Below are 14690 nucleotides of genomic sequence, written 5' to 3'. Positions count from 1 at the left end.
CACACCCATGAGCTGGGCAAGGGTAACCTACAGCAATCATGCGGGTATGTCCCACAATGCGTAGAACGAATGAGGGGCCATGAAAGGTCGCGTGCTGGTCGTCGACGACGACGCCGCTCTCGCCGAGATGCTTGGCATCGTGTTGCGCGGAGAAGGCTTCGAACCATCCTTTGTCTCCGACGGCGACAAGGCCCTCGACGCGTTCCGGGATACACGCCCGGACCTGGTTCTGCTCGACCTGATGCTGCCGGGGGCGGATGGCATCGACGTCGCGCGCAGGATCAGGGCGGAGTCGGGGGTTCCGATCGTGATGCTCACCGCCAAGAGCGACACGATCGACGTCGTACTCGGACTCGAGTCCGGGGCCGACGATTACATCGTCAAGCCGTTCAAGCCGAAGGAGCTCGTGGCTCGGGTACGGGCGCGGCTGCGCCGTACCGACGAGCCGACACCTGAGATCCTGCAGATCGGCGACATCACCATCGACGTGGCGGGCCACTCCGTCAAGCGCGGCGAGGAGACCATCAACCTCACGCCGCTGGAGTTCGACCTGCTCGTCGCGCTGGCGCGCAAGCCGCGCCAGGTCTTCACCCGCGAGGTCCTGCTCGAGCAGGTCTGGGGCTACCGGCACGCGGCCGACACCCGTCTGGTCAACGTGCACGTCCAGCGGCTCCGGGCCAAGATCGAGAAGGACCCCGAGCACCCGGAGATCGTGGTGACGGTCCGCGGCGTGGGATACAAGGCAGGCCCGGCCTAGCGCCGGACCACCCCGAGCCATGCCCCCGACGACGAAAAAGGCCGGCCGCCGCCGTACGCTCCGCCAGATCCTCGGCGGCGTCCGGCGGCGGACCAGGCGTGCGGTGGGCACGGTCAGGCGCGTCTGGCGCCGCTCGCTCCAGCTCCAGGTGGTCACCAGCACGCTGGTGATCTCCATGACCGTGGTGGCGGTGCTGGGCGCCTTCCTGTTCCAGGAGATCAACGAAAGCGTCGTCAACGGACGCGCCCGCGCGGCGATGAACGAGGCGCTCAGCGACCGCACCCAGATCCTCGCCGCCCTGGCCCAGAAGCAGCCCGAGGACTCCAAAGCGGGAGAAGCGGGCAAGAAGCAGCCGCCCGACCCGCTCGACCAGGTGCTCAACGCCATCGCCGGCGTCAGCGAGAACGCCCCGCGCCTGCGCTACGACCTGCTCGTCCTCAACCCCCACGAGCCCGGCAGATCCCGCGCCATCGGCAACGTCAACCCCGCCGACATCCCGCTCCAGCTGAGCGAGTACCTCGAACGCGACGTCAAGCGCCAGAAGTTCGACCACCCCTACTCCTGGCTGACCACCATCCCGGTCAAGGGCGAGCCCCGTCCCACCCTGGCCACCGGCGTCGTGATCAGCGTCCCCGGCGAGACCGGCGTCCAGAATTACGAGCTCTACCACTTCTTCCCGCTCACGCAGGAAGTCGAGATGCTCACCTCGGTGCGCCAGCTGCTGGTCGTCGTGGGCGTGGGCCTCGTGCTCCTGCTCGCCGCCATCGCCTACCTGGTCGCGCGTCAGGTCGTCACTCCGGTACGGCTGGCCCGCCAGGCCGCCGAGCGCCTGGCCTCGGGAAAGCTCGACGAACGATTGAAGGTACGCGGCGAGGACGACCTCGCCCGCCTGGCCACCTCCTTCAACGAGATGGCCGCCAACCTGGCGTTGAAGATCCACCAGCTGGAGGAGCTCTCGCAGGTCCAGCGGCAGTTCGTCTCCGACGTCTCGCACGAGCTGCGCACCCCGCTGACCACCGTGCGCATGGCCGCCGACCTGCTCTACGACGCCCGCGAGGACTTCGACCCGATGGCCTCGCGCTCGGCCGAGCTCATGCAGGCCCAGCTCGAACGCTTCGAGTCGATGCTGGCCGACCTGCTGGAGATCAGCCGCTACGACGCCGGCGCGGCCACGCTCGACCTCGACTCCACCGACGTGCGCGACGTGGTCCTGCGCGCGATCGCCGACTCCGAGGCGCTGGCCGAGCGGCACTCCACCCGCTTCGAGCTGCGGCTGCCCAGCGAGCCCTGCATGGCCGAGATCGACAGCCGCCGGGTCGAGCGGATCCTGCGCAACCTGCTGTTCAACGCCATCGAGCACGGCGAGGGCAAGGAGATCGTGGTGTCGGTGGGGGCCGACCGGGACTCGGTGGCGGTAGCCGTACGGGATCATGGGGTTGGTCTGAAGCCCGGCGAGGACAACATGGTCTTCGACCGCTTCTGGCGGGCCGACCCCTCGCGGGCCAGGACCATCGGCGGCACCGGGCTCGGCCTCGCGATCTCGCGTGAGGACGCCACGCTGCACGGCGGCTGGCTGCAGGCGTGGGGGCAGCCGGGGGACGGCTCGCAGTTCCGCCTGACGCTGCCCAGGGCGGCGGGGCTCGATCTCAAGGGCTCGCCGCTGTCGCTGGTGCCGCCCGAGGTGGAGATGCGCCGCACCTGGCGCGGCCACATGACGCCGGTGCTCACCCCGGCCACGGGGGATCTCCATGACGAGTAGCAGGCGGGCCCTGGCCGCGGTGCTCACGCTCGCGTTCGTGCTGTCGTGCGGCTGCGCGGTCATCCCGGTGGGCAGCCCGACCGCGCCGGAGGAGGCGGTGGGCGGCGACCTGACCAAGCCGTTCGTGCGCCTGATCGTCTCCCCGCCCAGGAACGACTGGACGCCGCGGAAGGTCGTCGAGGGGATGCTCGCCGCCATGGCCGCCTACCCCGACGACCCCACGACGCTCCTGCAGTACATGACGCAGAGGGCGCGCAACGCCTGGCGTCCCGTGGGGCCGATCACCGTGATCGACCCGCCCACGTTCAAGGAGGACAACGGGACGGTACAGCTCACCGCCAACAAGATCGCGCGCATCGAGGACGACGACCGGTACGTGTCCGACACGGAGAAGCGGACGCTGACCTTCAGACTCAAGAAGGAGGCGGGCGGCTGGCGCGTCGACGGCGGGCTGGAGAACGGCCTGATGATGCGGGCCGACGATGTCGACCGGGCCTACCGCCCCACGCTGCTCTACTACCTCAACGGCGCGCAGAAGCCGGACGGGCTGCTGGTCTCCGACGCGGTCCATTTGCGGCTCAAGCCGGGCGAGAACCTCGCGGAGACGATCATCGAGCGGCTGCTCAAGGGGCCGAGCAGCGCGCTGCGTGGCGCCGTCGGCACCGCGCTGACCGGCAACGTCGGCGTGGACTCCGTCACCGCCACCGACGACAAGGTCGTCATCAGCCTCAGCGGCGCGCCCGCCCTGGCCGACACCGACGCCTTCAAGGCCCAGCTCCGCGCCAGCCTGGAGAAGGTCACCGCGGCGCAGCCCATCGACGTGATGCACAACGGCGAGCCGTACATCCTGGGCATCCAGCCCAACGACGCCCAGACCTGGTATCCGTCCACGAAGAGCCCCTCCTACTACACCACCGGCGGCGCGGTGCACTTCACCAGCACCGAGGGCGCGGGCAACGCGGTCAACGGCCAGGCGGGAAAGCCGAACGGCTACACCGGCCAGGCCCTCTCCAAGGACGGTGACAAGGTCGCGGCGGTGGGCGCCGACGGCATCTACGTCGCGCCGGTCAATCCGAACGGCAAGTGGGAGCGGGTCATGGAGGGCCGCCTCACCTCGCCCTCCTGGCATCGCGACGGATCGTTGTGGGCGTTCGAGAAGGGCTCGGGCGCCGTCCTGCGCCGCGACCCGGGCGGCGCGCCGACGCGGGTGGCGGCCCCGGAACTCGACGGCAAGGACGTCACCGACCTCCGGATCTCGCGTGACGGGGTACGCGTGGCCGCCGGGGTCGGCGACAGGGAAGTGCGTGTCGGGGCCATCACCGGCGGCAGCCTTGGGCTGATGCTCGGCAACTTCCAGCAACTGCTGACCGTCCGCCAGGGCGAGACGGTCAAGGACATCGCCTGGCGCGACGGCGAGCACCTGCTGGTCCTGGTCTCGGGCAAGGCCGGGCAGACGCTCATGGAGATCGACGTCGGCGACGGGGCGACGGCCACGCTGACCTCGGACAAGCGCCTCGACTCGATCGCCGCGCTGGGGCCGCAGATCATGGCCGGGACCCTCGACGAGGCGACCGGCGGCCCCGCCGAGATCCTGGAGTTCAAGGACCAGCAGGGGTGGGTCACCAAGGTCAAGGAAACCTCGCAGGAGCCGATCTTCCCGCTGGGATGAGACCGTCCGGGATCGGAACTGTCGGTGACGCCCGGCAGGCTGTGCGTCATGTTCACCGCTTTGCTGGACGTGCTGGCGCCGCAGGCCTGCCTGGGATGCGGTCTGGCCCATATGGGGCGGGTGTGCGACGGCTGCCTGGCCGGGTGGGTCGGCTCGGTGGCGCCGCGGATGCCGGTTCCGGTGCCCGCCGGGCTGCCCCGGTGCTGGTCGGCGGGTGACTACTCGGGGTCGCTCCGGGAGGCGATCCTGGCCTACAAGGAGCGTGGGCAGACCGGGCTGGCGGCGCCGCTGGGGGAGGCGCTGGCGTACACGGCCCTCACGGCGCTGGCGGGTTCGGGCGGGCCGCGCGGGGGTGTCGTGGTGGTGCCGGTGCCGAGTGCGCGGCGGGCCGTACGGGGGCGTGGGCACGATCCGGTGCGCCGGCTCGGCGCCCTGGCGGCTTCGCGGATGCGGGCGGCGGGCGTGCGGGCCGTCCTGGTTCCGGCGCTGGCGCAGGCGCGGCGGGTGGCCGACCAGGCGGGCCTGAGCGCCACTGAGCGGGCCGCCAATCTTCGGTCGTCTCTCAGGGTCACCGGTCGGCTGCGAGGCGCTCCAGGGGCCTCTGCGGTCCTTGTGGACGACATCGTGACCACCGGCGCCACGCTGGCCGAGGCCACGCGGGCGTTGCGGTCGGCGGGGGCGGAGGTGGTGGCGGCCGTGACGATCGCCGCGACACGCCGAAGATCTTGAAACGCTTTACCATCACACTGGGTGAGAACGGGTGTCAGTGGCCTGTCTCACCTTGGGGCCACATCTACGTTGCCTGGTCGGGGCGCTGTGGCAGCTCACCCCTCTAGAGAGGCGCGTCCATAAGGGATACGGCCCCACCAAAAGGGGCATCTCACGCCTCATGGAAGACGAGAGAAAATCACGGAAAGTGATCCTTTGACCGATCCTCCGGCTGACATTCCTTCCCGATGCGGATAGCGTTCTGACATGGCACCCGTTCGGGTCCGTGGTTGCGCAGAGCCGGGGCTCCCGGCTCTGCTAGCCGATGCCAGCCGCAGGCAAAACGGTCCACGTAAGGCGACTCTTTGTCGACTGATCACGGTGCGGCTTAGGGGTAAGTCCTGCCTTCCCGAGGGTCCAGATGTCCCTCGTCAGGAGAGAAGGGCAGTAGTGGCAGCAGAGCTGCGAAACCCTCAGCAGGCGAATGTGGGGTCGAAGACCAGGTCGGCCGGGCGGGTGCCATACACCGAGTTCCCGGTAACGAATCGTCGGAAGAGGGTAACGGTGCGAGAAAGGCAGACAGAAGACCCCGCCCGGCAGGCACGTCGTCGGGTGCTCTTTCTCAGTCGTTAGACGAAGGGGGGCTGTTGCATGGACATCATCGTCAAGGGCCGGCACACAGGAGTGAGCGACCGGTTCCGCGACTTGGTGACGACCAAGCTGGCCAGGATCGAGCGTCTGGACAACAAGCTCATTCGAGTCGATGTGGAGGTGTCGAAGGAGCGCAATCCGCGCATCACCGACCAGCGTGAGCGCGTCGAGCTGACCATTCACTCCCGAGGCCCGGCCATCCGCGCCGAGGCGTCGGCCGACGACCGATTCGCCGCCCTCGACATCGCACTCGACAAACTGGAAGGCCGCCTCAGGAGGCTGGCCGACCGCCGTAAGGTCCACCACGGCAACCACGCCATCCCCTCGGTGGCAGAGCTGACCGCGACCCTCGGCGACGTCGCCGAATCGGCGCCGCGGAAGGCCAAGGTGGTCCCCGAACAGGCAGAACCCGAAGTGGACGACCTGCCTGACGACAAGCAGTACGACGACATCGTCCCCATCGAAATGGACGGCGACGGTCCGCTCATCGTCCGGGAGAAGAATCACAAAGCGGAACCCATGACCATCGACCAGGCCCTCCTCGAGATGGAACTGGTCGGCCACGACTTCTATCTGTTCCGTGACAAGGAGAGCGGTCAGCCGAGCGTCGTGTACAACCGGCGCGGCTACAACTACGGCGTGTTGAGGCTCGTCGAGCCCTGATCGCCGGATCAGAAGATCTTCTCGACCACCCTAGGACCGCGGCACCCGTGCCATCATTGGCGGTTCAACGGCTCTGGCCCCCCACGAGGAGGAGACGTGAGCGAGCGAAGCGTTCGCGGTTGCGAACTCCAAGCCCTCCGGCGAGGAGTTCCCATCGGCGAGCCCACGCGAAGCGACGACAACACCGTCGCGCGGCCGATCAGGGAGGCCGTGTGATCGAGCGGATCATCGACAGCGGCGCCGTGCGTGACATCCCGCGCGGCGCCCGTCACGGACAGATCAGGCCGCACGCGGCGGTCGCGGAGCCGAAGGAGGCTCCGTGACCATGCGGGGCAGGCGAGGGTACTCGGCCGACGACCGGCTGAGGAGGCTCCGTGGCTGACAGCGGCGAGACCCCCACGCCGGAGAGAGACGAGCCGATCCGCGTGCTGATCGTGGACGATCACGAGCTGATCAGGCGCAGTCTCGCGCTGGCACTGGCCGCTGAGGCCGACATCGAGGTGGTCGGAGAGGCGAGCGACGGTCAGGAGGCGGTCGAGATGGCCGACCGCCTCATGCCCGACGTGGCGCTCATGGACGTGCGGATGCCGCGCCAGGACGGCATCGAGGCCACGAAGGGCATCAAGGCCTCGGTCCCCAGCACGCGCATCATCATGCTGACCGTGAGCGACGAGGAAGAAGACCTCTTCGAGGCCATCAAGGCGGGAGCCACCGGCTACCTGCTGAAAGACGTCCAGATCAACGACGTCCCCGACGCCGTGCGCGGGGTGCACGAAGGCCAGTCCCTCATCAACCCCGCCATGGCCGCCAAACTCATCACCGAGTTCGCCAACATGAGCCGCAAGGAGGCCGAACGGCCACCCCAGCTCCCCGTCCCCCGGCTGACCGAGCGCGAGATGGAAGTGCTGCGCCTGGTGGCCAAGGGCATGAACAACCGGGAGATCGCCAAGCAGCTCTTCATCTCGGAGAACACGGTGAAGAACCACGTCCGCAACATCCTGGACAAGCTGCAACTGCACTCGCGGATGGAGGCCGTGGTTTACGCGGTGCGCGAGCGCATGCTGGAAATAACCTGACGACATAGCCGCCTACCAGGGGGATCGCTCCCACCTCGGGACGCGATCCCCACTCACCTTTCCCTCCACCGGCCAGCCGCCCACACTCCCGGCCTCCTGGCGGACGCTTGTCGGGCAGGGCGGGAAGCCATGCGCCCTCGCCTGAGCCGACGGCCGCCCGCGTGCCCCCTGGTTGCACTCCCGGTCTCCTGAGACGTCGCATGCGCTGCCAGGGCGCGCCTCTCCGTGAAGCCCGCTCACCAGGGCGGGGCTCGGGTTTCCGTCTGCGGACAGGGTCGTTGGCTTGTCGAGCCATCAGGCGTGCGTGTCCCGCACCCGGGATCTCCGGCCGGCTCGGCGACGATCCGGGTTCCCTGTCTGTGGACCGGATGGCAGGGTCCCGGTCTGCCGACGCCCGCGTCGCCGTCCGTGCGTGCCTGTACCCGGCCCGGCCTGGCGGCAATCTCGTTGCCCGTGTGTGAGGTCGGGTGCCTGGTTCTGCCGCTTCTCTCTCGCCGGTAACCCGCGGGCATTTCCGGGAGGGTGTGCCGTTGGTGGCTGGGGGCGTCAGGTGGGGGTGGCTTGGAGGTGGGTGGTCAGGGAGGGGTCGGCGCGCTCTACCCGGACCGTGTCGCAGCCGACCCACGAGGCCGCCTCCCACAGCGCCTCGCGGACCGAGTCGCCCCACTTGGACACCGACAGGCCGGGTTCGAGGCTGATCTGGCGGGCCACGAACGTGGTGCCCTCGCGGCCCGGGTCCACGCGGCCGATGAGTCTGCCTCCGGCCAGGATCGGCATGGTGAAGTAGCCGTGGACGCGCTTGTGCTTGGGGACGTAGAGCTCAAGCGTGTAGTCGAAGCCGAACACGCGTGAGGTGCGCCCCCGGTGCCAGATGAGCGAGTCGAACGGGGAGATCGGCGTGGCGCGGTGGCGGCCGCGCGGGGCGGACTCCAGGGCCACCGGGTCGGCCCAGGCCTTGGCGGGCTTGTCCTTCTGTCCCCAGCCTGCCACCTCTACCGGGACCAGGCCGGCGGCCCCGTTGGCCAGGGACTCCTCCAGGATCGAGCGGTGGTGGTTGCGCACGCGCAGGAAGTCGACGAGGTCGGTGGTGGTGGCCACGCCCAGGGAACGGCCGGCCACGCCCGCCAGCCGTACGATGCACTCCTCGTCGGTGAGGTCCTGGCCGAGCAGGTCGGCGGGGACGGAGCGTTCGGCCAGGTCGTAGACGCGGCGCCAGCCCACGCGGCGGGTGCAGACGAGTTCGCCGATGTCGAGCAGCCATTCCAGGCCGATCTTGGAATCGGACCAGTCCCACCAGGTGCCGCCGTTCTTGGCGCCGCCGACGTCGGAGGTGGTGATGGGGCCGCTGCGCCGTACCTGATCGAGGAGCTTTTCCACGCCGTCGGGGACCTCGTGCCAGCGGAAGCGGCGCTCGCGGTACGCCCGGCGGCGGAAGGAGTAGAGGGGCCAGTGCTCGATGGGCAGGATGCAGGCGGCGTGGCACCAGTACTCGAAGCTCTGGGCCGGGGCGTGCCAGTAGGCGCGCTCGACCTTCTGCCTGCCGACCGCGCCCAGGCGGGCGTAGGCCACGAGTTCGTGGGAGCGGGCCAGCACCGAGACGGTGTCGAGCTGCACGGCGCCGAGTCTGCGGAGCACGGCGTGGGGGCCGCCCTTGCGGCCGTCGGAGCCCAGCAGGCCCTGGGCGCGCAGGATGATCCGGCGGGCGTCGTCGGCGGTCAGAAGCATGCCGGGAATGCTAACGGGGGGCACCGACAAAACGGCGGGCACCGGCATGATCGCCGAGCGCCCGCCGTCGTGGAGGTCCTAGCGGTGGTGCTCCGCTCGCATGCCGACCCGCGGCGCGTCGATGACGACGTCGGACATGATGTCGAACACGAGAGCGAGGATGGCGCCCACGACGACGAGGCCGATGCCGATCCAGATCATCAGCCAGCTCTCGACGGGCATGCCGACTCCGGCGACGACGAAGCCCGCGAGGGCCACCGTCACCGCGAGCCACGACGACGCGCGGCCGGCGTGATTGCCTAGGTTTTGTCCGCCTGACATGGCCTTGTCCTTCCTATGTTCTCCCGCCAGCCAGTCATTGGTGCGAGATCGGTCTACTTCGGCATACGCTCTGCCGAAACACCATTCTCCCAGAAGGGGGATGCGGGTGGCCCGTCGCATTGGCTGTGTCTGGTAGCGAGACCGCCTACGATGGCAACGGGGAAGTTTGTCTCGGCCTCTCCTCCTGGCGGCGCCGCCGGGGTAGACCTGCGAGGAGCTTTACATAAAGTGGCAGCCATTCTCGACAAGATCCTACGTGCCGGCGAAGGCAAGACCCTCCGCAAGCTGAAGCGCATCGCCGATCAGGTCAACTCCATCGAGGACGACTTCAGGAGTATGGCCGACGCGGAGCTACGCGCGCTCACGGACGAGTATCGACAGCGCTACGCCGACGGCGAGTCCCTTGAAGATCTGCTTCCCGAAGCGTTCGCGACCGTGCGCGAGGCCGCCAGGCGCGTGCTCGGCCAGCGTCACTTCGACGTGCAGATCATGGGTGGGGCCGCGCTCCACATGGGCAACATCGCGGAGATGAAGACCGGTGAGGGCAAGACCCTGACCTGTACGCTCCCGGCGTACCTCAACGCGATCAGCGGCAAGGGCGTTCACGTCATCACCGTGAACGACTACCTGGTGCGTGTCGGCGCCGAGAACATGGGCCGCATCTACCGCTTCCTCGGCCTCGACGTCGGCATGATCCTCGCGGGCCAGCAGCCCGACGAGCGGCGCAAGCAGTACGAGGCGGACATCACCTACGGCACCAACAACGAGTTCGGCTTCGACTACCTGCGCGACAACATGGCGTGGTCGCTGGACGAGTGCGTGCAGCGCGGCCACAACTTCGCCATCGTCGACGAGGTCGACTCCATCCTCATCGACGAGGCCCGTACGCCGCTGATCATCTCCGGCCCCGGCGAGCAGTCCGGCAAGTGGTACGCCGAGTTCGCCAAGATCGTTCCCAGGCTCCGCCGCGGCGTCGAGGCCAAGAACCAGGGCGAGGAGAGCACCGGCGACTACATCGTCGACGAGAAGAAGCGCACCGTCGGCATCCTCGAGGACGGCGTCGCCAAGGTCGAGGACTGGCTCGGCATCGACAACCTGTACAAGCCCGAGCACACCCACCTGGTCGGCTTCCTGAACAACGCCCTGAAGGCCAAGGAACTGTTCAAGAAGGACAAGGACTACATCGTCGCCGACGGCGAGGTGCTCATCGTCGACGAGTTCACCGGCCGCATCCTGCACGGCAGGCGCTACAACGAGGGCATGCACCAGGCCATCGAGGCCAAGGAGAGCGTGAAGGTCAAGGACGAGAACCAGACGCTCGCCACCGTCACCCTCCAGAACTACTTCCGCCTCTACGAGAAGCTGTCCGGCATGACCGGCACGGCGGTCACCGAGGCCAACGAGTTCCACCAGACGTACAAGCTCGGCGTGGTCCCGATCCCGACCAACCGTCCGATGATCCGCAAGGACCAGGCGGACGTGGTCTACAAGACCGAGGACGCCAAGTTCGCCGCCGTGGTCGAGGACATCGTCGAGCGCAACAACGCCGGCCAGCCGGTGCTCATCGGCACCACCTCGGTGGAGAAGTCCGAGCGGCTGTCGAAGGCGCTCAAGCGCCGCGGCGTCCAGCACGAGGTGCTCAACGCGAAGAACCACGCGCGTGAGGCCGCGATCATCGCCGAGGCGGGACGCAAGGGCGCCGTCACCGTCGCCACCAACATGGCCGGCCGAGGCACCGACATCATGCTCGGCGGCAACTCCGAGTTCCGCGCCGACCTGGAGCTCCGTGCCAAGGGCCTCGACCCGGTCGAGACCGCGGAGGAGTACGAGAAGGCCTGGCCCGAGGTCCTGGACAAGACCAAGACCGCGGTGAAGGAGGAGCACGACGAGGTCACCGAGCTGGGCGGCCTGTACGTGCTCGGCACCGAGCGCCACGAGTCGCGCCGCATCGACAACCAGCTGCGCGGTCGCGCCGGCCGCCAGGGCGACCCCGGCGAGTCCCGCTTCTACCTCTCGCTCGGCGACGACCTGATGCGCCTGTTCAACTCGGCCAGGGTCGAGATGATCATGACCAGGCTCAACATCCCCGACGACCAGCCGATCGAGTCGGGCATCGTCTCCAAGGCCATCGCCTCCGCCCAGCACCAGGTCGAGCAGCAGAACTTCGAGATCCGCAAGGAAGTTCTGAAGTACGACGAGGTCATGAACCGCCAGCGCAAGGTCATCTACGCCGAGCGCCACCGCGTCCTCGAAGGCGCCGACCTGCACGAGCAGGTGCGCGGCTTCATCGAGGAGGTCGTCGACGGCTACGTGGCCGGCGCCACCGCGGAGGGCTTCGCGGAGGAGTGGGACCTCGACAAGCTGTGGAAGGCCTTCGGCGAGCTCTACCCCGTCTCGCTCAAGCTGGAGGACTTCATCGAGGAGGCCGGCGGCCGCGAGGAGGTCACCGCCGAGCTGATCAGCACGAAGGTCAAGGAGGACGCGCTCAACGCCTACGTCCGGCGCGAGGAGGAACTCGGCGCCGAGGCGACCCGCGAGTTCGAGCGCCGCGTCATCCTGTCGGTCCTCGACCGCAAGTGGCGCGAGCACCTCTACGAGATGGACTACCTGCGCGAGGGCATCGGCATGCGGGCCTACGCGCAGAAGGACCCGCAGATCGAGTACCAGCGCGAGGGCTTCGAGATGTTCTCCGGGATGCTTGAGGGCATCAAGGAGGACTCGGTCGGCTTCCTCTTCAACATCGAGGTCGAGGTTCAGGAGAACCCGATCGTCGAGGAGGAGGACGAGATGATGGCGGAGACCCGCTCGATCATCGCGCGCGGCCTGCGTGGTCCCGAGCGTCCCGCCGAGCTGGAGTACTCCGCGCCCGGTGAGCAGGGCGAGGTCGAGCACACCAGGGTCCGCACGACCGCCGCCGAGCGCGCCGCCTACGGCAACGTCGAGCGCAACGCGCCGTGCCCGTGCGGCTCGGGCAAGAAGTTCAAGCGCTGCCACGGCGACCCCAAGAACGCCGCCTAGCGCACCGCGAAAGGCCCCCGCCCCCCACCTCGGGCGCGGGGGCCTTTCCGTTCCCGTCCGCCGGTAAGGCACTCTCCGGTACGGCGCCGCGTCAGGCATGTTCTTCGGTACGGCGCCGCGTCAGGCGGTTTCGAAGTCGGTGCACACCCACTGAACTCCCCGGCGCTCCAGGCGCACGGCCAGCACGCGGCTGCGGTCGCCGCCGTGCACCAGCAGGCACATCTCGATCGCCCCGTCCCGCGGCTCGTTGACGTGCGGCACTCCGACGAACGGCGGCCGCTCGGTGTCGATCATGCGCCCGGCCTGGAGCAACTCGTTGTAGGCCCGTTCGGTGAACCGGTCGGCGAGGTTCTCGGCCGGTCGCCGTCCGGCCAGCACCTCGGCCAGCGCCTGCCCGAACAGCCGCAGCCGGCGCTCGTCCGGCAGCGCCCCGGCCGGGCCCCAGATGAACGGCTTGAGTGCCAGCGCTCCGTCGACGCGGGGCCGGTCGCCGTCGTAGGGCGGCTCGGGCAGCGGGAGGATTCCGATTTCTGGGGACACGGCGCTCCTTCAGGGGGGTTGGATCGGCGTCGTAAGAAGGAGTTTTCGGCCACGCCGCCAGATACCTGGGCCGCCGACTTTCTCGCCGGGACCGCCGATATGCGGAGAATGGCGAAGAAGATCATCTGGGGTTGGAGCCCCAGGATGGGCGGGCATGATCGCGTTAAGGACCGGCCGCGCGGGCTTGCGACCGGCGCGAAATCCTTTCGGACGCCGTGAAACCGGCGGTCAGGGTGTGGCGGAATCCGCCGGACTGGCACTGCTGGGCGTGTCTTCCGGCTCGCGTCCGGGTGTGGGGATGTTCAGGCGCCGGATCAGGAACGAGAACAACACGTAATACAGCGCGAAATACGCCAGTCCGATCAGGATGATCAGTCCGAGGCCCCACGTGTTGGACTTGCTGGCGTTCAGGAGCATGTCGAAAAGTCCGGCGGAGAAGTTGAAGCCGAGGCGCGTCTCCAGCGCCGCCATGAGCGCCATCGCCGCACCGGTGAGCAGGGCGTGCGCGACGAACAGCAGCGGCGCCACGAAGATGAACGCGAACTCGACCGGCTCGGTGATCCCCGTCACGAACGCGGTCAGCGCGCCGCCGACCATGATGCTGCCCACCGCGGCCCGCCTGTGCTTGGGCGCCGCGCGCCAGATGGCCAGCGCCGCGCCGGGGATGCCGAACATCAGCACCGGAAAGAAGCCGGTCATGAAGATGCCCGCGCCCTGCTGGCCGATGGCGTAGCACTTGAGGTCGCCGGCCGCGTGGACGCCGTTGACCGTGCACTCCGGGATGACGGTCCAGACGATCGAGTTGACGAAATGGTGCAGGCCGAGGGGGATGAGGAAGCGGTTGGCCACGCCGTACACGCCGGCTCCGAGGGCGGAGTTCGTGGCCAGCCAGTCGCCGAAGCTGGTGAGGGCCTGGCCGATGGGCGGCCAGATGAGGCCGATGAGGACGCCGAGCAGCAGCGCGGCCACCGCGGTGACAATGGGGACGAACCGCCGACCGCCGAAGAAGGCCAGCCAGGTAGGGAGCTTGATGCGGTAATAGCGCTGCCAGAGGACGGCGGCCACGAGCCCGATGAGGATGCCGCCGAGCACGCCGGTGGGCTGCGCGGAGGCCGCCTGGTTGATGACCCTCGTCCCGTCCACCAGCGTCTGCGTCACTTTGTCGTGTACGGCCGGCGCACTCGACTCGAAGAACATCCTCCGCGTCACCTGGTCGAACACCAGATACCCCACCAAAGCGGCCAGAGCCGTAGACCCATCCGCCTTCTTCGCGAACCCGATCGCCACCCCCAGCGCGAACAACAGCGGCAGATTGTCGAACAACGCCCCGCCCGCGGCCGCGAAGATTGCCGCGACCCGGTCGAGAAAGGCGTTGTCGGTACGGCCCAGCAGATCGTCCTGGCCGAACCTGAGCAGCAGTCCGGCGGCGGGCAGGACGGCGATGGGCAGCATGAGGGAACGACCGATGCGCTGCAGGACGGCGAAGGCCGACGACCAGAAGGACGTGCCGGCTTCGGCGCTCGTGGTGCTCATGGTTCCCCCCGGAAGATCAGCCGGGGGATGCAGGATTCCTACCACGCGCGCGCACGGCAAAAACAACCACCCCACGCCCCGGCCACCGCCTCACCCACAACCCACACCCACGCCCCAACCCGCGCCACGGACGGCCCACGACGCCGCACACCGTGTCTGCAACAGCCAGGCCACGCCATGCCCGCGTGGACCCTACCGGGGCGCGCCGCCATCTCGGGGCGCGTCATGCCCGCGTTGGGCCGCTCCGCGTGGCCCGCTCCGGGTGGGCCG

The 14690-nt window shown here is 68.7% G+C and carries 11 protein-coding genes; 7 read left to right on the top strand and 4 right to left on the bottom strand.

Annotation, left to right across the window (positions count from 1 at the left end; all coding sequences use genetic code 11):
• The first annotated feature begins 79 nt into the window (after positions 1-79).
• The 6 genes from mtrA to ACFWYW_RS12590 all read left to right on the top strand — a co-directional run bounded on the left by mtrA (position 80) and on the right by ACFWYW_RS12590 (position 7283).
• Complete coding sequence (gene mtrA / locus ACFWYW_RS12615) at positions 80-757, top strand: MtrAB system response regulator MtrA (RefSeq protein WP_043620615.1); 678 nt, start codon at positions 80-82, stop codon at positions 755-757.
• 19 nt (positions 758-776) lie between these two features.
• Positions 777-2516 (top strand): MtrAB system histidine kinase MtrB, encoded by a 1740-nt coding sequence (gene mtrB / locus ACFWYW_RS12610; RefSeq protein WP_379609863.1) that lies wholly within the window; start codon positions 777-779, stop codon positions 2514-2516.
• Positions 2506-4185: an LpqB family beta-propeller domain-containing protein gene (locus ACFWYW_RS12605; RefSeq protein WP_379609862.1), complete on the top strand. Its 1680-nt coding sequence runs from the start codon at positions 2506-2508 to the stop codon at positions 4183-4185. Before mtrB ends, ACFWYW_RS12605 begins: the two co-directional genes overlap by 11 nt.
• Positions 4186-4233: 48 nt before the next feature.
• The gene (locus tag ACFWYW_RS12600) at positions 4234-4914 is read left to right on the top strand and encodes a ComF family protein (protein WP_379609861.1); all 681 of its coding nucleotides are present in this window, start codon (positions 4234-4236) and stop codon (positions 4912-4914) included.
• A gap of 630 nt (positions 4915-5544) precedes the next feature.
• Positions 5545-6207 (top strand): ribosome hibernation-promoting factor, HPF/YfiA family, encoded by a 663-nt coding sequence (gene hpf / locus ACFWYW_RS12595; RefSeq protein ID WP_379609860.1) that lies wholly within the window; start codon positions 5545-5547, stop codon positions 6205-6207.
• A gap of 374 nt (positions 6208-6581) precedes the next feature.
• Entirely contained in the window at positions 6582-7283 is a 702-nt protein-coding gene (locus ACFWYW_RS12590; RefSeq protein WP_379609859.1) for a response regulator, read from the top strand.
• Positions 7284-7829: 546 nt separating this feature from the next.
• Here the strand turns inward: ACFWYW_RS12590 and ACFWYW_RS12585 are convergent.
• Positions 7830-9008, bottom strand: a complete 1179-nt coding sequence (locus tag ACFWYW_RS12585) for a winged helix-turn-helix domain-containing protein (protein ID WP_379609858.1) — start codon at positions 9006-9008, stop codon at positions 7830-7832.
• Between the two features lie 78 nt (positions 9009-9086).
• Positions 9087-9329, bottom strand: coding sequence for an HGxxPAAW family protein (locus ACFWYW_RS12580; RefSeq protein WP_379609857.1), 243 nt, complete (start codon positions 9327-9329; stop codon positions 9087-9089).
• A 228-nt stretch (positions 9330-9557) separates the two neighbouring features.
• Here ACFWYW_RS12580 and secA point away from each other — a divergent pair, with 228 nt between their 5' ends.
• Entirely contained in the window at positions 9558-12347 is a 2790-nt protein-coding gene (gene secA, locus ACFWYW_RS12575) for a preprotein translocase subunit SecA (RefSeq protein WP_379609856.1), read from the top strand.
• A 120-nt stretch (positions 12348-12467) separates the two neighbouring features.
• Here secA and ACFWYW_RS12570 read toward each other — a convergent pair whose 3' ends face one another.
• A complete protein-coding gene (locus tag ACFWYW_RS12570; RefSeq protein WP_379609855.1) occupies positions 12468-12887 on the bottom strand; it encodes an Rv3235 family protein in 420 nt (139 codons plus the stop codon).
• Between the two features lie 228 nt (positions 12888-13115).
• On the bottom strand, positions 13116-14420 hold the full coding sequence (locus ACFWYW_RS12565) for a PTS transporter subunit EIIC (RefSeq protein ID WP_379609854.1): 1305 nt from the start codon (positions 14418-14420) through the stop codon (positions 13116-13118).
• Positions 14421-14690: the final 270 nt, after the last annotated feature.

Origin of the sequence: Nonomuraea sp. NPDC059023 (assembly GCF_042740095.1) — a bacterium.
In the GTDB taxonomy this organism is placed as follows: Bacteria; Actinomycetota; Actinomycetes; order Streptosporangiales; family Streptosporangiaceae; genus Nonomuraea.
Note: the sequence above shows the minus strand (reverse complement) of the source record. Positions and strands in the feature narration are given on the sequence as shown.

Coding starts and splice junctions, on each gene's coding strand:
- ACFWYW_RS12605 (WP_379609862.1), top strand. CDS start 2,506: ATGACGAGTAGCAGGCGGGCCCTGGCCGCGGTGCTCACGCTCGCGTTC.
- ACFWYW_RS12565 (WP_379609854.1), bottom strand. CDS start 14,420: ATGAGCACCACGAGCGCCGAAGCCGGCACGTCCTTCTGGTCGTCGGCC.
- mtrB (WP_379609863.1), top strand. CDS start 777: ATGCCCCCGACGACGAAAAAGGCCGGCCGCCGCCGTACGCTCCGCCAG.
- hpf (WP_379609860.1), top strand. CDS start 5,545: ATGGACATCATCGTCAAGGGCCGGCACACAGGAGTGAGCGACCGGTTC.
- ACFWYW_RS12600 (WP_379609861.1), top strand. CDS start 4,234: ATGTTCACCGCTTTGCTGGACGTGCTGGCGCCGCAGGCCTGCCTGGGA.
- ACFWYW_RS12580 (WP_379609857.1), bottom strand. CDS start 9,329: ATGTCAGGCGGACAAAACCTAGGCAATCACGCCGGCCGCGCGTCGTCG.
- mtrA (WP_043620615.1), top strand. CDS start 80: ATGAAAGGTCGCGTGCTGGTCGTCGACGACGACGCCGCTCTCGCCGAG.
- ACFWYW_RS12585 (WP_379609858.1), bottom strand. CDS start 9,008: ATGCTTCTGACCGCCGACGACGCCCGCCGGATCATCCTGCGCGCCCAG.